Annotated in this window: 28 protein-coding genes and 1 tRNA gene; 8 read left to right on the top strand and 21 right to left on the bottom strand. The window is 65.4% G+C overall.

Translation table 11 applies throughout. The features are described 5' to 3' along the window. The first annotated feature begins 89 nt into the window (after positions 1–89). The 5 genes from pheT (at position 90) to ARC23_RS20815 (ending at position 3,838) form a co-directional block, all read left to right on the top strand. Positions 90–2,486 carry a phenylalanine--tRNA ligase subunit beta gene (pheT, locus tag ARC23_RS12360; protein WP_057497504.1) on the top strand — a complete coding sequence of 799 codons (2,397 nt, stop codon included), beginning with the start codon at positions 90–92 and terminating at the stop codon, positions 2,484–2,486. 27 nt (positions 2,487–2,513) lie between these two features. Beyond that, entirely contained in the window at positions 2,514–2,813 is a 300-nt protein-coding gene (locus tag ARC23_RS12355) for an integration host factor subunit alpha (RefSeq protein WP_005410432.1), read from the top strand. Further along, the gene (locus tag ARC23_RS12350) at positions 2,794–3,150 is read left to right on the top strand and encodes a MerR family transcriptional regulator (RefSeq protein ID WP_053518690.1); all 357 of its coding nucleotides are present in this window, start codon (positions 2,794–2,796) and stop codon (positions 3,148–3,150) included. The genes ARC23_RS12355 and ARC23_RS12350 overlap by 20 nt, the downstream gene beginning before the upstream one ends. Before the next feature lie 68 nt (positions 3,151–3,218). Then, a tRNA-Pro gene (locus ARC23_RS12345) sits at positions 3,219–3,295 on the top strand. A gap of 84 nt (positions 3,296–3,379) precedes the next feature. Then, positions 3,380–3,838 (top strand): hypothetical protein, encoded by a 459-nt coding sequence (locus ARC23_RS20815; RefSeq protein WP_152985265.1) that lies wholly within the window; start codon positions 3,380–3,382, stop codon positions 3,836–3,838. Here the strand turns inward: ARC23_RS20815 and ARC23_RS20505 are convergent. The 20 genes from ARC23_RS20505 to ARC23_RS20500 all read right to left on the bottom strand — a co-directional run bounded on the left by ARC23_RS20505 (position 3,822) and on the right by ARC23_RS20500 (position 13,601). Continuing rightward, positions 3,822–4,919, bottom strand: a complete 1,098-nt coding sequence (locus tag ARC23_RS20505) for a tyrosine-type recombinase/integrase (protein ID WP_080393080.1) — start codon at positions 4,917–4,919, stop codon at positions 3,822–3,824. The two genes, ARC23_RS20815 and ARC23_RS20505, sit on opposite strands and share 17 nt — an antisense overlap. Positions 4,920–4,921: 2 nt before the next feature. After that, positions 4,922–5,122: a MerR family transcriptional regulator gene (locus tag ARC23_RS12335; protein WP_049441206.1), complete on the bottom strand. Its 201-nt coding sequence runs from the start codon at positions 5,120–5,122 to the stop codon at positions 4,922–4,924. A gap of 55 nt (positions 5,123–5,177) precedes the next feature. Continuing rightward, complete coding sequence (locus ARC23_RS12330; protein ID WP_080393079.1) at positions 5,178–6,173, bottom strand: DNA-methyltransferase; 996 nt, start codon at positions 6,171–6,173, stop codon at positions 5,178–5,180. Next, positions 6,170–6,319 (bottom strand): hypothetical protein, encoded by a 150-nt coding sequence (locus tag ARC23_RS21100; RefSeq protein ID WP_203226360.1) that lies wholly within the window; start codon positions 6,317–6,319, stop codon positions 6,170–6,172. The genes ARC23_RS12330 and ARC23_RS21100 overlap by 4 nt, the downstream gene beginning before the upstream one ends. Then, positions 6,312–6,515, bottom strand: coding sequence for a hypothetical protein (locus ARC23_RS12325; RefSeq protein WP_057497482.1), 204 nt, complete (start codon positions 6,513–6,515; stop codon positions 6,312–6,314). The genes ARC23_RS21100 and ARC23_RS12325 overlap by 8 nt, the downstream gene beginning before the upstream one ends. Further along, positions 6,512–7,390, bottom strand: coding sequence for a hypothetical protein (locus ARC23_RS12320; RefSeq protein ID WP_057497481.1), 879 nt, complete (start codon positions 7,388–7,390; stop codon positions 6,512–6,514). The genes ARC23_RS12325 and ARC23_RS12320 overlap by 4 nt, the downstream gene beginning before the upstream one ends. Beyond that, the gene (locus ARC23_RS12315; protein ID WP_057497480.1) at positions 7,387–7,677 is read right to left on the bottom strand and encodes a hypothetical protein; all 291 of its coding nucleotides are present in this window, start codon (positions 7,675–7,677) and stop codon (positions 7,387–7,389) included. The genes ARC23_RS12320 and ARC23_RS12315 overlap by 4 nt, the downstream gene beginning before the upstream one ends. Continuing rightward, complete coding sequence (locus ARC23_RS12310) at positions 7,674–8,072, bottom strand: DUF551 domain-containing protein (RefSeq protein ID WP_057497479.1); 399 nt, start codon at positions 8,070–8,072, stop codon at positions 7,674–7,676. Before ARC23_RS12310 ends, ARC23_RS12315 begins: the two co-directional genes overlap by 4 nt. Then, positions 8,069–8,290, bottom strand: coding sequence for a hypothetical protein (locus tag ARC23_RS12305; protein ID WP_032962321.1), 222 nt, complete (start codon positions 8,288–8,290; stop codon positions 8,069–8,071). Before ARC23_RS12305 ends, ARC23_RS12310 begins: the two co-directional genes overlap by 4 nt. Further along, positions 8,287–8,502 (bottom strand): hypothetical protein, encoded by a 216-nt coding sequence (locus tag ARC23_RS12300; RefSeq protein WP_057497478.1) that lies wholly within the window; start codon positions 8,500–8,502, stop codon positions 8,287–8,289. The genes ARC23_RS12305 and ARC23_RS12300 overlap by 4 nt, the downstream gene beginning before the upstream one ends. Continuing rightward, entirely contained in the window at positions 8,502–9,092 is a 591-nt protein-coding gene (locus ARC23_RS12295; protein ID WP_057497477.1) for a hypothetical protein, read from the bottom strand. Before ARC23_RS12295 ends, ARC23_RS12300 begins: the two co-directional genes overlap by 1 nt. A gap of 2 nt (positions 9,093–9,094) precedes the next feature. Then, positions 9,095–9,988, bottom strand: a complete 894-nt coding sequence (locus tag ARC23_RS12290) for an ATP-binding protein (protein ID WP_057497476.1) — start codon at positions 9,986–9,988, stop codon at positions 9,095–9,097. Between the two features lie 87 nt (positions 9,989–10,075). Continuing rightward, complete coding sequence (locus ARC23_RS12285) at positions 10,076–10,594, bottom strand: hypothetical protein (protein ID WP_057497475.1); 519 nt, start codon at positions 10,592–10,594, stop codon at positions 10,076–10,078. 160 nt (positions 10,595–10,754) lie between these two features. Further along, positions 10,755–10,910: a hypothetical protein gene (locus tag ARC23_RS21005; protein ID WP_160321661.1), complete on the bottom strand. Its 156-nt coding sequence runs from the start codon at positions 10,908–10,910 to the stop codon at positions 10,755–10,757. Further along, positions 10,903–11,193, bottom strand: a complete 291-nt coding sequence (locus ARC23_RS12280) for a hypothetical protein (RefSeq protein ID WP_057497474.1) — start codon at positions 11,191–11,193, stop codon at positions 10,903–10,905. Before ARC23_RS12280 ends, ARC23_RS21005 begins: the two co-directional genes overlap by 8 nt. A gap of 109 nt (positions 11,194–11,302) precedes the next feature. Further along, the gene (locus ARC23_RS12275) at positions 11,303–11,632 is read right to left on the bottom strand and encodes a hypothetical protein (protein WP_057497473.1); all 330 of its coding nucleotides are present in this window, start codon (positions 11,630–11,632) and stop codon (positions 11,303–11,305) included. Further along, on the bottom strand, positions 11,629–11,979 hold the full coding sequence (locus tag ARC23_RS12270; protein ID WP_057497472.1) for a hypothetical protein: 351 nt from the start codon (positions 11,977–11,979) through the stop codon (positions 11,629–11,631). Before ARC23_RS12270 ends, ARC23_RS12275 begins: the two co-directional genes overlap by 4 nt. Positions 11,980–12,094: 115 nt before the next feature. Next, positions 12,095–12,445, bottom strand: a complete 351-nt coding sequence (locus ARC23_RS12265; RefSeq protein ID WP_057497471.1) for a hypothetical protein — start codon at positions 12,443–12,445, stop codon at positions 12,095–12,097. 2 nt (positions 12,446–12,447) lie between these two features. Then, on the bottom strand, positions 12,448–12,879 hold the full coding sequence (locus tag ARC23_RS12260) for a hypothetical protein (RefSeq protein WP_057497470.1): 432 nt from the start codon (positions 12,877–12,879) through the stop codon (positions 12,448–12,450). Next, positions 12,876–13,601, bottom strand: a complete 726-nt coding sequence (locus ARC23_RS20500; protein WP_080393078.1) for a LexA family transcriptional regulator — start codon at positions 13,599–13,601, stop codon at positions 12,876–12,878. Before ARC23_RS20500 ends, ARC23_RS12260 begins: the two co-directional genes overlap by 4 nt. 85 nt (positions 13,602–13,686) lie before the next feature. Between ARC23_RS20500 and ARC23_RS12250 the strand changes: the two genes are divergently transcribed. Next, on the top strand, positions 13,687–13,920 hold the full coding sequence (locus tag ARC23_RS12250; protein WP_088611191.1) for a transcriptional regulator: 234 nt from the start codon (positions 13,687–13,689) through the stop codon (positions 13,918–13,920). 17 nt (positions 13,921–13,937) lie between these two features. On the opposite strand, the gene ARC23_RS12245 is transcribed toward ARC23_RS12250, so the two are convergent. After that, entirely contained in the window at positions 13,938–14,153 is a 216-nt protein-coding gene (locus ARC23_RS12245) for a hypothetical protein (protein WP_057497468.1), read from the bottom strand. 365 nt (positions 14,154–14,518) lie between these two features. On the opposite strand from ARC23_RS12245, the gene ARC23_RS12235 reads away from it, so the two are divergent. Next, the gene (locus ARC23_RS12235; protein ID WP_057497466.1) at positions 14,519–14,884 is read left to right on the top strand and encodes a hypothetical protein; all 366 of its coding nucleotides are present in this window, start codon (positions 14,519–14,521) and stop codon (positions 14,882–14,884) included. 79 nt (positions 14,885–14,963) lie between these two features. After that, positions 14,964–15,471, top strand: a 508-nt coding sequence (locus ARC23_RS21095; protein ID WP_203226359.1) for a hypothetical protein, incomplete at its 3' end; no start/stop codon positions are given.

Genomic DNA, 15,471 nt, shown 5'->3' with positions numbered 1-15,471 from the left:
AGAGCCGAGCCATGCTCGGCTGCTCCTGAAACGACTGCTTCCAAATTCGCAGGCCCAGGCGCATGCGCCGGGCCCACCAGGATGACACCATGAAATTCTCCGAAAACTGGCTGCGCAGCCACGTCCCGACCTCCGCCACGCGCGATGAACTGAGCGCCGTGCTGACCGCCATCGGCCTGGAAGTGGAAGAGGTGACCGCGTTGGGCGAAGGTCTCGATCACGTGGTGGTGGCGCGCATCGTCGAGGCCATCCGCCATCCGGAAGCCGATCGCCTGCAAGTGTGCAAGGTCGATGCCGGGCAGGGCGAACTGCTGCAGATCGTCTGTGGCGCTCCGAACGCGCGGCCGGGCCTGGTCGCGCCGCTGGCGATGGTCGGTGCGCAGATCGGCGAGCTGAAGATCAAGCCGGCCAAGCTGCGTGGCGTCGAGTCCAACGGCATGCTGTGCTCGGCCAAGGAGCTGGGCCTGGACAACGATGCCTCCGGCCTGCTGGAACTGCCGGACGACGCGCCCATCGGCCAGCCTCTGGTCGAGTACCTGGGGCTGCCGGACGCCAGCATCGAGATCAAGCTGACCCCGAACCGCGCCGACTGCTTCAGCCTGCGCGGCATCGCCTACGACGTCGCCGCCGCCACCCGCAGCGAAGTGCTGGATTTCGCCGTTGACGCTATTGCGGCCGTCGGCAGCCGTGAGCTGAGCATCCAGCTGGATGCCGGTGCCGAAGCGCCGCGTTACCTCGGTCGTGTCATCGAGGGCGTCAATGCCGCCGCCACGACCCCGTTGTGGATGGCCGAGCGCCTGCGCCGCAGTGGCGTGCGCCCGGTCTCGCTGCTGGTCGACATCACCCAGTACGTGATGCTCGAGCTGGGCCAGCCGATGCATGCCTATGATCTGGGCACCCTGCAGGGCAGCATCGCCGTGCGCCGTTCGCGCGCTGGCGAGAGCCTGAAGCTGCTCGATGGTCGTGATGCAATGCTGGACGACAGCTTCCTGGTGGTCACCGACGCCGATCGCGCGATCGGCCTGGCCGGCCTGATGGGCGGCTTCGACACCCGTGTCACCGACGCGACCACCGCCGTGTTCCTGGAGGCCGCGCACTTCGCACCGGCCGCGATCATGGGCCGTGGCCGCAAGCTGGGCCTGCATACCGATGCCGGCCATCGCTTCGAGCGTGGCGTCGACCCGGCATTGCCGCGCACCGCCATCGAATATGCCACCCGCCTGGTGCTGGACCTGGCCGGCGGTACCCCGGCGCCGGTCACCGAGGCCGTGCGCGCCGATGACCTGCCGCAGCCGGCAACCCTCGTGCTGCGCCGCGCGCGCATCACCCGCGTGCTCGGCATCACCATCGAAGATGCCGAAGTGGAGCGCATCCTGCGTGCGCTGGGCATGGCGGTGACCGCGACGGCGGATGGTTGGCAGGTGGCCGCGCCGAGCCGCCGCTTCGACATCGCCATCGAGGAAGACCTGATTGAAGAGCTGGCCCGCATCCACGGTTACGAGCAGATCCCGACCACGCTGCCGGGCGGTGCCTCGCGCGTGGCGATGCCGAGCGAGACCCAGCTGGACGCGCTGAGCGTGCGCCGCCAGCTGATCGCCCGCGACCAGCAGGAAACCGTCAATTTCGCCTTCGTCGACGACGCGCTGCTGAGCCAGTGGCAGCTGCGCGACGGACTGGTGCCGCTGGCCAACCCGCTGTCGGCCGAACTGGCGGTGATGCGCCCGTCGCTGCTGCCTGGCCTGGTCGCCACGCTGGGCCGCAACGCCGCCCGCCAGCTGGGCCGCGTGCGCCTGTTCGAGCTCGGCCGGGTGTTCGTCCAGCAGGCCGGCGACGCGTCGCCCGGCGAAACCCGGCCGGCACCGCTGGAAACCCCGCGCGTGGCCGCTGCGGTGTGTGGCGATGCGCAGGCGGTGCAGTGGGGCCTGCCGACCCGCAAGGTCGATTTCCATGACCTGAAGGGCGATCTGGAGTCCCTGGCGGCCGCCAGTGGCGCGCAGCTGGAATTCCGCCCGTCGGCCCGCGCCTACGGCCACCCGGCGCGTTCGGCCGAGGTGTTCCGCGATGGCGTGTCGATCGGCTGGATCGGCCAGGTCCACCCGCGCCTGGCCAAGGCCATGGACATCGAAGCCGACGTGTACGCCTTCGAGCTGGACCTGGAGCCGTTGACCGCCCGCCGCCTGCCGCGCGCCGGCGAGCTGTCGCGCTTCCCGGCGGTGCGCCGCGACCTGGCGTTCCTGGTGCCTGAACAGGTGGCGTGGGCCGATCTGGCGGCCACCGTCCGCCAGGCCGCTGGGCCGCTGCTGCGTGACCTGAACCTGTTCGACCGTTATGTCGGCCAGGGCGTCGAGCCGGGATTCAAGAGTCTCGCTATGGGCTTGATTTTGCAGGACAAGTCGCGCACTCTGACGGACCGCGACGTGGATGCGGTGGTGGCCGAGGCGGTCACTGCCATCGAGCGTGAACACCACGCCCGGATCCGCGGCTGAGCGGGCAGCACTCGGGGGTAGCAGGCAATGGCATTGACCAAGGCGGAGATGGCGGAAAAGCTGTTCGACGAAGTCGGTCTGAACAAGCGGGAAGCCAAGGAATTCGTCGACGCGTTTTTCGATGTGCTGCGTGAAGCATTGGAACAGGGACGTCAGGTGAAGCTGTCGGGCTTCGGTAATTTCGATCTGCGGCGCAAGAACCAGCGCCCGGGTCGCAACCCCAAGACCGGCGAGGAAATTCCGATTTCCGCCCGTACGGTGGTCACCTTCCGTCCGGGCCAGAAGCTCAAGGAGAGGGTGGAAGCTTATGCTGGATCCGGGCAGTAACCGCGAACTACCGCCGATCCCGGCCAAGCGCTACTTCACCATTGGTGAGGTCAGCGAGCTGTGCGACGTCAAGCCGCACGTCCTGCGCTACTGGGAAACCGAGTTTCCCAGCCTTGAGCCGGCCAAGCGCCGGGGCAACCGCCGCTACTACCAGCGCCACGACGTGCTGATGGTGCGGCAGATCCGCAGCCTGCTGTACGAACAGGGCTACACCATCGGTGGTGCCCGCCTGCGCCTGGAGGGTCCCGATGCCCGCGAGGAATCGGCGCTGAGCAACCAGATCATCAAGCAGGTGCGCATGGAGCTGGAAGAAGTGCTGCAGTTGTTGCGCCGCTGATCCCATTTCCATCGTAATCCGCTATACTTCACGGCCCGCCGCACTGGCGGGCACATCGCAGCATCAGTCGGGGCGTAGCGCAGCCTGGTAGCGCATCTGCCTGGGGGGCAGAGGGTCGTCGGTTCGAATCCGGCCGTCCCGACCAAAAGCTGAGATAGGACAAGGGCTTACACTTCGCGGTGTGGGCCCTTTTTCGTTCTGCACCCTATTGCCACCCTATGGCCACCCTATGGCATTGCTATATCGAGGCGTTTCCAAGGCGATTGATGACGGTAACGGTGGTCGGATAAAGCCGCATGGCAGTGCGCCGAAAGTCGCAGTTCTTGCTGATGGAAGGTTCCTGTGCGACGGCACAATCACGCTGGGCGAGACGTTCGAGAACGCAGCACGTGCGCATCGGCTGGAATCCGGACTGTACGGCGGCAGCGTCGTGTCCTTCACCCGGGACGCTACCGAAGCACACCGGTTCGCTACTTCGAACTTCAGTGAGCCGGGTGTGGTGTACGTCGTAGATGAGGCTCTGTTCGGAAAGCACGGCATTCTGGCCTGGGAAGGCGAGGATGTTGAATGGGCGGACGAGCATGAAGTTTCGCTATCTGCACCCGATGGAGGGGACATTCCCCCTGCAGTAGTCGTCCGCAAGTATGAAGTCGATTCACAAGGTAGGCGCATCAGCGACTTGGATTGATCGCCAGATCCACTGCAGTCCATGGTGCCTCATGGCCGCCCAGGTAGTGCTCCGTCATCGAAGCATTGCCGTGCCCCATCAGGGTTTGAATCTGTTCCGTTGTCCAGCCCGCATCGCGCAGCAGCGCACCGCCCAGGCTGCGGATCTCATGGAATGTTGGCGGCGCATCGCCACCCACGCCGGCAGCATCGCGCGCCTTCGCGAACGCACGCGACAGCTGCTCGGGCAATACCTGCGTGTGGTGCGCTCGATCCTTCGCGCGCTTGTCGCTGGGCCTGGCCTTTTCCGGCAGGCGGTGGATCACGAACGGCGAAACCACGTCATCGCGGCACCTGGCCAGCAGGTCGAGCAGCGGCCCGGCCACGGCGATCTGTAGTCGAACGTTCGTCGAGCCCTCGGTTTTCGACGGCACTACCCACAGGTGGCCGTCGCGCACGTCGGCGAACTTCACCGTCACCACGTCCTCGCGGCGCAGCAGCGTCACCAGCGACAGGTCCATGGCGTTGCGCAGCCACGGTGCGGCCTCGTCCCATATGGCCCGGTACACGTCGAGGGTCAGGCGCACGCGCTTCCGCTCATGCTGGAATCGGCGCGTGGCCAGCGCGGGGTTGGTATCTATCCAGCCTTCCTCCACGGCGCAGGCCAGGATCCAGCCCAGCACCAGCCGGAACTGCTGGCGCGCACGGTCGGATTCGGTCACCTCGCGGATGAAGGTGGCGCACACCTTCACCGTCACGTCAGCCACGGCCTTCGAACCCAGCCCGGCCTCGATGCGGCGGATCACGCTTTCGTAGACCTCGGCCGTCTTCGGCGCCCACTTCCTGCCGGGCACGTCATCGCGGCGGAACACGACAATCGCATCAGCGACCGTCTCGCCGGGCGTGATGACCCGTGCGACCAGGTCGTCGGTCGGGATCAGCAGCGCATTGAGCTTCTTGGCCGCGGCGAACGCGCGGGCCTGATCGGTGCCCATCCACGTCTCTTTCTTCGTGACCGGGTGCCGGTATTTGAACCCGTCCCGGTTGGGGTACAGGTTGGCCGGCCATCCCTGGCGGCTCTTGCTTCGTTGCCTCGGTGCCATCGTCAGGCTGCCTCACCCAATACTCGCGCGACAAGATCATCGCCGCCGGCGAGCCATTCGTGTTCGTCGATGAACCAGGTGCCGCCGACCTTGCGGCCGGGCAGCTTGCCCTCGCGGAGCAGCCGCTGCAGCACTTGCATGGACGGTCGGCTGCCTTCTTCGAAGTAGCGGGCCAGCCACCGCTCGGGGGTCATCAGTTGCATGCTGGTCTCCTTCAGTTCGTGGCCAGCGCAGCGCGCAGCTGCTCGGTGGCGGTGTTCATGCGATCAGCCCCAGCGGTAGCCCGGGCTGCTGTTGTTGGATGCGGGTCTGCGCGATCGCCGCGTATTCGGGGTTCAACTCGCAACCCAGCCACTGCCGGCCGAGACGCTCGGCAACCACCGCGGTCGTGCCAGCGCCCATGAAGGGGTCCAGCACCAGGCCGCCGGCGGGCGCGCCGGCCAAGATGCACGGCTCAATCAGCTGCTCGGGGAAGGTGGCGAAGTGCGCCTCCTTGAACGGTGTCGTGGCCACGTTCCAGACGCTGCGCTTGTGGCGCTTCTCCGACGTCGCCCGGAAAGCCTCGCGCCCCGGCAGCGCATTGGTTTTGCCATCGAAGCCGCCGCGCGGCACTGCGGGACGCAGCCGAGACTGCGCAGGAGCGCCGGGCACAGGGCCGCCCTGCGGCGGGTAGTTGTTGATACCAGCGGCCGGTTCCTTGATGGCCTCCATGTCGAAGAAGTACCGCGGCGACTTGGTCAGCAGGAACAAGTATTCGTGCGCCTTGGTACACCGATCGGTGACGCTTTCCGGCATCGGATTCGGCTTGGCCCAGATAATGTCCTGGCGGAGGAACCAGCCGTCCTCCTGCAGCGCGAACGCAACGCGCCAGGGGATGCCTATCATCTGCTTGGGTGCCAAGCCCTGCACGCTGATGCGTCCTCCCATCGCGCCCAGGGCGCCCAGCGCAGCGGAACGGTTGCGGCCGGTGTTGCCTTCCAGCGTCACGGCAGCGCCTTCCTGCCCGCGGCCGGACTGCGTGTAGGTGTCGCCCAAGTTGAGCCACAGCGTGCCGTCATCACGCAGCAGGCGGCGCACCTCACGGAAGATGGCAACCAGGCGCGCGACGTACTCCGCCGGCGTGGGTTCCAGACCGACCTGCCCGGCCACGCCATAGTCTCTAAGCCCGTAGTAGGGCGGGCTGGTTACGCAGGTCTGCACTGAGCCGGCGGCCATGCCGCGCATCACTTCCAGGCAGTCTCCGACGTGGATCATGCTGCGACCCTCCGCCAGCACCAGCGCAGCCCGGCGCGCGCGGCGCGGCATGCGCGGCTGATCGCCCACAGGGTGGCGATGCCGGCCGCAAACCCGGCCAGGGCGAACACGTGGACCATTGCAGCGGTGAGCAGCTGGTCAGCCATTGGCATCAGGCTCCTGTGGCAGCGCTGGCATGGCCATCTCGGCGTGCCGTTTGAAGATGCGCATCTGCAGCGCAATGCATTCGGCTGCCATGTCCAGAGACTCGACGCCGATATGCTCGGGCACATGCAGCACCACCTCGCCACCCTCGGGGATCGAGCAGCGCATGGTGCGGTAGACGACACGGACGCGGCTCATTTGCCCACCGCCTGGCTGTCGATCAGGTCCAGAAGTTCATTCAGCGTTTCCCTTTCGAGTCCGTACGGCGACGACAAGCCGAGTGCCGTCATCACTGCGGGGCGGAAACGTTCCAGGTCCACGGCCTGCGCGGGCGGGGCTACGGCTGCCATGGCCCGGTAGCACGCTGCGTTCGTGTGGCTGTCGCTGAACTGGCCGCTACGGTATTCATCGCTGTCGTGGTACTTGTCGGCTGCGGCGAGCATTTCAGCGGTGACCACCGGCTCCCCCACCGCCTGGCTGTCGATCAGGGCCAGCAGGCGCTTGGCTTCGTCAACATCCTCCGGTTCCTCGGCATACAGGCCCATCGCACAGACGGCTGGCCGGAACTGCTCCAGGTCCACTGCCTGCGCGGGAGGGGCGGCGAGCTGCAGCGGAACGATCTCGTATTCGTCTGCGCGGTCGCGGAAATACTGCATGTTCTTCGGCCATTCCAGCCCGAATCCGCCTTCGGTCTTCCAGCGCACCATGTACGCCACCGGCTCCCCCACCGGCTGGCGGGCGGCGAGGGCGGCTTCCAACTCGTTTATGCAGATGTAGAGGCGTTCCGCAACCACGCTGAATTCGTTGGCCTGGAAACGATCATTCGCCTCCTTCATCCATGCGACCTTCAATTTCAGAAGCGCATCCCCCTGACCACCCGGGGAGGGCTGGGCGGAGAGGGCGGCGACTGCCTTGCGCACGGCTGCACGGCGCGCGATTCCTTCGAACGGCAGACCTTCTGCGCCTGCGGAATACGCATCAGCCAGGATGGCGTCGATCTCCGGCCAGGGCCCATCCCCCAGCCTCACCCTCCCACCGGGCTGCACGTCCGCCAGGGTCTTCTTGGTATTCATGCAACCTCCTGCAGTGGGGAGGCCTGTTCGGCCTCGATCAGGGCATAGCCGATGGCGTCGACGCGCTCGCGCAACACGCGGCGCGCTTTCAGCAGCTGCAGCGCGATGTGGCGGCGGTGGTCGTGCAGCTGGAACGTCCGCGTCTCGACGTGCAGCTTTCCGGCCAGGTCGCGGCGGAACAGGCGGTAGGTGAGGACGTGGCCGCCCAGCACCTTGTCGATGGTCCGGCCCCAGGCAAAGCCCTCGGTGCGCTTCGGCAGCCGGCGGTCGTAGCGGTGGTGGGTCATGCGGCCTCCGGCACTGAGGGCAACGGCATCCAGTGGGTGGGAGAAATCTCGGTTTCCCGGATCTCGTACTTCCTTTCCTGCCCTGCGCAATAGAACGTCGCGCCTGCAAACCACTTGTCTCGCCATCGGAAGCCCTCTCCGACGCTCTGGTCACCTTCCGGGCCCCAAGCCAGGAAGAGCCAGGTAACACCGTCAGCATTTTTACCAACTGGTGCCGTCTCGATCGGCTGCCACTGCGGCGTCAGTGCGATCATCAGGGTCTCGATGAGCGCCTGATCTTCGAGATCCAATTCCCCGCCGCACCCGACGTGATAGGCGTACTCCGGCTGGCCGATCTTTCGAGCGCACTCTGCCAGCAGTTCTCGCGCTCGCTGTTCGATTGATTCCTTGCTCATGCGTGGCTCCGAAGCGGCACGCGGCGCACTGGCCCGTGCCACAGGTTGGTGAGGTTGTTCAGGCGCACCTGCAGCGGATCGCGGCGCAGGGGGCGCAGCGGGTCGTGCAGGCGGCGCTCGGTGTTCCGGCAGGGCGCGCACGCGGCGGTGGCCTTGCCGTTGATCAGGGGGAAGAACCGCAGCGGCAGCCGGGCCGCGCACTTCGTGCAGGTCTTCATGCCGGCGGATCTCCGCGCAGGCCTTCCCAGGTGAGTGGGTGAGGGCGCCGCTTGATCCGCTCGTAAGCGGCGCTGTGGGATATGTCCAGAATTTCGGCCACCTGCGCGGTGGTGTAGCGCTTGCCCTCGATCACATGGGCGAACAGCTGGGCGCGGGCCTGGCCGGCACGGCGCAGGCTCTTGGCGTGGCAGGGGTACAGGGCGACGTCCATCAGGCGGCCACCTCTGTGCTGTAGCCCGCAGGCAGGTGTTCCTCGGCGAAGGCCAAGTAGTCCAGCGCCAACTGCATGCAGTCGTCGTGCAGGCCGGGGTAGCGGGTGACCTCCAGCAGCTGTGGCGGCGACACGCGGTACTCCAGTTCGCCGACCTCCTTCAGTTCGAACACGTTCCATCGGAAGACGTCGGCGCCGAACAGGTCCAGATAGAACCGCCACTGGTAGCCGGCCAGATACCGCTCGGCATCGAACCGGCTGGTTGTCTTGTGGTCGTCCACGCGCTTGCCGTCCAGGCAATCCACCTTGCCGGTCACGGTCAGGGCGCCGTACTCGCCATAGGCGCGAACCTCGCGGATCGTCGGCAGCACCAGCTCGCAGTCCGGCAGGTGGAACGTATGATCCATCGCCTGCAGCACTTCGTAGTCGCCCGGCACCGCGTGTTCCAGAGCATCGTGGAACGCGGTACCGGCCAGCATCGCCTTGGTGGGCTGATCCACGGTGATGTAGCGCACCAGGTCTGCCACCGGCTGGTCGTCGGCGTCCCGCCACTTCCGGAACGCCTCGATGTTGGACACGCGGGCCAGCACGGTCAGGCTGCCTTCGGCGCGGCGTACTGGCCGGCCTTGCTGTCGAAGGTCAGGCCGAGCGCGGCGGCACGGTCGTTCAGCAGCACCTTCATGGCCTGCGAGCCGCCCTTCGCCTCCGGCAGCAACGCATTGATCGCCGTGACGTCCTCGGCAGCGGTGGTGCGTTCGCGCCACTTCTCCAGCGCCGCCTGCGCCTCGCGCTGTTCCTCGGTCATGGCATTGAGCCGGTCCTTGATCTGCTGGATCACGCGAGCCAGAAACTGCGGGTCACGCTCCGGGTGCGGCACTTCCAGCGGTTCCAGCTGGCCCGGGTTCTTGCCGAACGACGCGTCGGTGGGGCTGAAATTGAGCATGCGCTTGCCGTCGCGGATCGACAGCCGGCCCATGGCATCCGCCGCCTTGTAGATCTCGCCCTTGCTGCCGCCCTGGACGTCCAGACGCTCAATGATCTCGTCGCCGTTGCGCTGCTCGTCCATGTGGGCGATCAGCACCACGTCCTTGCCCAGGCTGTTGAGGTGCTTCAGCCATGCCACGAACTCGGCCTTCAACTGGCCGAAGCCCTGCAGCGTCAGCGAACCGCCCCGGCCCATCTTCGGATTGCGGCGGATGATGTCCGGCGTCAGCGTGTCGAGCGCTCGCCCGGCGGTGTCGACCACCACCGTGTTGAAGTCGGCGAGGTCGTCGGCGGTGATGTGCGCCACGTCTTCCCAGCGCTCCACCTGCACGGTGTCCTTACGGTTGGCCGACCGGTGCGCGCCGCGGTCGAAGTCCAGCAGCAGCGGCTTGTCGGCAGTGAAGGAGATGGACGTCTTGCCCAGGCCGGGGGCGGCATAGATGCAGACGTTCAGGCGGGTGACCGTGATCGGATCGGTGGAGCGGATGATGCGCAGTGCCATGGTTAGAACTCCCGTTGGCGTGATGAAGGGAATGCCGGCGTCGTGGAATCCCGGCCGGCGCGGGGCCCGTGAGGGCGGGGGAATTCGTTACGCGGCCAGGTCGGCCTGCTGCGGGGCGGCGCTCGGCGGCGTGAGGGTCAGACGCACCTCACCGCGGCGCCATGCAGAGATCAGCTCGGCGTCTTCGTCCTCGTCCAGCAGCACCGAGACGGTGAAGCCCATGGCCACGCTGCCGCCTTCGAGCGGCTTCCAGGTGATCTTTTTCACCTTGGCGTCGGCGAAGAACACCGCCTCGATGTGGTCCATCAGGGAGCCGATCGACAGCTCGTAGCCTTCGAACTTCCCGGTGATGTCCTGCTCGCCCAGCAGGGGCAGGTTCAGCGCCACCAGGTCGGTGCTGCCCTCCATCGGCAGGTTCTGCTGCTGGCCCTTGTCGGCCTTCTTCCAGAACGCCGGCAGGATGGCCGGGTCGATGGTGTTGAGGATCGTGTTCGGAGCGTTCAGCGAGAACTTCAGGTCAGCAGCGGCCGCGTCTTCGTCGCCGTGCTTTTCCTTCCGCAGGTTCAGATGCGAGAACACCGCATCGTGTTGATCGAGTTGGAACATCGGTGGTGCCTCTCGTAGGAGCCGGCCGCGCCGGCGGGAAGTCAGGACCAGGCCAGCGGCCAGCACATGGCGGCTGCGAGCGCGGCGGTGATGGCGTAGCAGGCGAGGCAGGCGGCGACGTCGCGCCAGTTGCTGCAGCCAAAGAAAGTCAGGAGGCGCATCAGCGCACCCCCGGGAACTCGTAGACGGAGAAGTACCCATCCGGCCAACCGTTCGCACGGTGGTAGGGATTGCTGGATACAACCGGATGCCACGCGCCACGCTTCCACTGCAGGTGCCAGGAGAAAAGGCGGACATTGATCAGGCAGTCACTCATCGTCGTTTTCCTCCACGCACAGGCCGTCCACGGCCTCGCGGTTGTGATCGGTGTCGGTGGGTTCGCACGCGGCCAGAGCGGCGCGCAGGCGGTCGTCGGCGGCCAGCTGGTCGGCCAAGTCCCGGGCGGCCAGCGAGGCGTGGGCGGCGGCGCGCAGTTCGCGGAACAAGATGGCGATCTGCTGCAAGCGCCTCGCGCGGGCGTCACCGGCGCGCGGACCTTTGCAATGGGCCAGCTCGATCTCGTTCTGCAGCATCTGCTGCACATCAATGGCCCGGCTCACGACAGCACCGCCTGCGCCAGCACAGCGGCCAGCACGCCCAGGCAGAACGCCAGGGCATTCGTGACGACAGTGGCGACCACGTGGTGCCGATGCTCGCGTTCGGCGGCGGTCATCGGGCACCGCCTTTGGCGTGGGCCAGCGCTGAATCAATGCGCGCAAGCGTCCCGCCATTGGGGATTTGCTTGCGATCACCAGCTTCTTCAATCCAATCGCGTGCATGCTGCAGAGCATCAGCCGCCGCATTCAATGCAACGCGTGGTGCGAAGCAGTCAGTGCAGGGGGAGATGAACACACGCTGGTCTGTGCGTCCGTATGGGTTGTCGCGATCAAACACGCCCTGCGGTGCGCGGCTCTCGGCCACAAAGCCGCTCGACTGGCTTTCCTTGCCGCAGCAGGGGCAAAGCGGGGTGATCGACACCTTGATCTCGTAGCCGCTCATGCCGCCACCTGCTGCTGCGCCATTTCCAGCAGCTGCGCGTCGATCGCGGCGGCCTCGTCGCGGGCCAGCCGGTACAGGTCCTCCAGCACGCCCGAATCCATCAGGTCGGCCGGGTCCGTGTGGTGCAGCCGGTACAGCGCCAGCGACACCTCGGTGTAGTGGGTACCGCTGAAGGTGCCGGCCGTCTGTTCCTCGGCCGCCCGGAGCTTGGCCGGGTCGGTGCGATAGGCCTTGACCAGGTCCGCGGCCTGCTCGGCGCGGTGTTCTTGGTCGAAACGCGGATCTTCCTGGTTGTCCCAGTTGCGCTGGGCGCTACGTGCCCGGTCGCTGTATGGCTGCAGTGCCATGGTGAACCCCGTCATATGGCCCGGGTGGGCCGACGGGGTGAGATTAGGGGCGCTAATTCTCCATGTCAATAGGGGCGCTTATATTTGTACGTGCTGGCGCGCCTAGCTTCGCGCGTCAGAGCTTTTCAGCCTTGTAGCCTGCGTGACCCATCAAGATCAGGGGGAGGTGGAACGAGAGCCAAAGCGCAACCCCAGCGGCAGCTGCGTCTCTGACAGATTTGTAATCATCCGGTGCCCACCAGAGCGCGGCTTTAACACCGCTATAGGCCATCACGCCAAAGCCGATGGCTGCCGCAAAAAAGTAAACGTAGGCCAGATACTCACGACGTTTTGAACGCTTGTAGTCGTTGGGCAGCATGTTCAAAGCATGCAACCAACTCGCTGAGAAGTGACAGGCCAGAACCATGTGCAGAGCCGCTAAGAGACAGCCCGTGCTTAGGATTCCCAACACGATGGGAAATGCCATTTTCATGATTGCTTTTGCCAGCTCGGGCGTTTGCCCTGGTCGCATGGGAACATGCGCGCGATTCCGAGCATTGCGAAATTCGCTGCGTAGGTTTGCTCCCAGTCGGGTACATCCTCATAGATCTTCGCGTGCCGTCCGATCTCTTGATCTAGGGCGGTACGAAGAAGAGCTGCATCGATTGTCACGGAGGAGGGGACGCAGGCATGCAGATCGCCCGTCACCTTGATTGGATCGGCAGAATAACTGCGCTGGCCAAACAAAACCTCCTCAACACCTTGGAAGTACCCGGTGAGAATAAGGCGTGCAACCTTAGACTCCATCTCATCCGAAGACTCAGACTGAGCTTTCACCTTCCGGTAGTTTTCGACAGACAGTGCATTTGCGGAGAATGGGAACACTGTCATCAAGGCCAGTGCAAGAACGCAGGTCTTCATTCTTCCCAGCTCCCTATCCACCTTACCCGGCCGATAATATGAATCGGGTGTCGAGGGCTGTCCATGCGCTTCGGCTTGCGCCAGTTGTGGTCGCCTCGCGGATTGTCGGCCTTGAAGAACACCAGGTCGTCGATCACTTCGCAGCGCTTCACCTGGTATTCCTTGGCCGCGCCGCCTCCGTCAACCATGATCACGTACAGATGACCGTCGCGTGGGCGGGTATCTGTCGTGTCGAAAAGAACGGCATCACCGCTGTGGATGCGCGGTTCCATGCTGTCGCCGCGGCCGTACATTACGGCCAGTGCGTCCGGGCGCAGCCGCTTCCTCGCCAGCGACTCGGCGCGGAACTTCAGTCGGTGCGTTTCTGCGTACTCCTGAGCTTCTGGGCCGCCACCAAGGCCCATCGCCTGGGCATAGCCTTTAATGTCCGCCCAGTCGCCGCTGTCCGTCGTGGGTCCGAGGAGCTGCTGCTCTGGTAGGTCGCGACGCACATCGGTGTCGTTGATACCCAGCAAGCGGCAGAACACCAGCAGCGTCCGATAGTTCATCGGGATTTTGCCGTTGAGGTATTGGCTCACGGCTCCCTGTGTGATGCCCAGTTCGTCAGCGACCTGGTCCTGGGTCAACCCCAGGGACCGTGCACGCGCCTGCCACTCCAGTTTGAGCTTCGCGGCAGCGGCGACATCCGCCGGGGTGGGCTTCGACTTACGACTGTTTTCCATATCAGGAACGCTAATTGGAGCGGGTTCAGGAAGCCATGAGGGGCGCTATTGATCTTTCACATCAGGGGCGCTAATAATGCCGCCCATGGACATCGCCACCTACCGCAAAGAAAAGGGGCTGTCGCAGTCGGCGTTCGCCGATCTGCTGACGGCATCGGGATCACCGGCTACGCAGGGCCTCGTCTCCCAATGGGAGAAGGGCGCAACGATCCCGGCCGAAAGGGTCGTGGAGATCGAGAAGGCGACGGGGGGAGAGGTGAAGCGCCACTCCCTCCGCCCCGATCTCTGGCAGACCCCGGAAGCCGAGGCCGCCGCCTGACATGTACGCCTGCCGCGCTACTGCAGGGGCGCAAGCACGCGCTGCACTGTTGCGAGCAGTTGCTTCGCCTCTGCCGGCGATCCGTTCTTGGCAACCCGGCGAAGTTCCTCCAGCAGCTGTGGCTGCGTGGGGGCGCCAGTGAACATCTGTTCGATCTCGGCCAGTTGCTGCTGCAGCTCTTGGCGTTCCCGCTGGGCGCGCTCTACGGCGCGGGTCGATTGGGCTTCTCGCATTGGTAAGTCCTGTGTGGGTTCGGTGGGTGTTGCAGGCCGACCGTACACAGGTTGGGGAAGGCTTCAATGGTCGGCCCCGGACACCAGCCGGGCAGGGAAGGGGATCACCACCCCGGGCACCTTCCGGCGCTGGCGCGACCGCACCACCTGGCCGACTGGCCGTACGTCGACCCGCTCGCCGACCCGCTTCAGCACGAACCACTTCCCACCCATCCGCATGAGCGTCAGGACGTTGGCTCCGGCCAGCTGATTCGTTTTCGCCACAGGGCTGCACTCCGATTTGGGGATGCGGCCATTTTCAGAACCAGTCAGGGGAACGCAGGGGAACACGTTGACCCCAGCATTCCCACCCACGGGATAACTGCATGAAAAGCCTAACAATTACCTACGATGACGGCATCGCGCGCAACAGGTCGTTGCGTGAGCACATCGCGGCCCAGGTGTACGCCGGCGCGGGTGTGACGGCGATTGCCGGTCGGCTCGACATGGCCCCGTCGAAGCTGAGCGAGAAGCTGGCCGGCTGCGACAGCGGTGGTAAGCCGCGCGGCCTGTCGATCGACGACCTGGAGCGCTACATCGCCGAGACCAAGGATGTCACGCCGATCCACTACCTGATCGAGCGCTACCTGATCTCCCCCGAAGCGCAGCACGCCGAGGCGCTGGCCCAGTTCGCGAAGCTGGCCGCGCTGATGGAGCCGCTGGCCAAGAGCCTGGGAGCGAAGTGGCCATGAACGCTACCGAGAAGGCCATGCTGGCCGTGCGGTCCCTGTGGTTCATCGCCGGCTGCCTGCAACTGCTGCGGGGTGCCTGATGGCCAGGATCCGTTCTATCAAGCCCGAGTTCTGGTCCAGCGAGCAGGTGATGGAATGCTCGCCGATGGCTCGGCTGCTCTTCATCGGCCTGTGGAATTTCTGCGACGACGCCGGTAACCATGTGGCCAGCGCCAAGACCGTGAAGGCCGAAATCTTCCCCGGCGACGACATTGGCTCGTCGGATGTGCAGCGAATGCTCGACGAACTGTCGTCGAATTCGCTGATCGCCTTCTATACCAGCGGTGACAAGGAATATCTGCACGTCACTGGCTGGCGCAAGCACCAGAAAATTGACCGTCCAACGTTCAAACATCCACCGTTCTCGGATGATGCTCGCCGAGCGCTCGACGAGTCCCCCCCCCCGGAAGGGAATGGAGTGGAGGGGAGTGGAGAGGAAGGGAAGGGAGAAGATCTATCCTCGCTACGCTCGGATTCGTCCAACGCCGCTGGCGTGGACCTGCTCGGCGACGCCGCAGGCCAGGGCAAGGGGCAGGGGCAGGGGCAGG

Origin of the sequence: Stenotrophomonas beteli (assembly GCF_001431665.1) — a bacterium.
Taxonomy (GTDB): domain Bacteria; phylum Pseudomonadota; class Gammaproteobacteria; order Xanthomonadales; family Xanthomonadaceae; genus Stenotrophomonas; species Stenotrophomonas beteli.
Note: the sequence above shows the minus strand (reverse complement) of the source record. Positions and strands in the feature narration are given on the sequence as shown.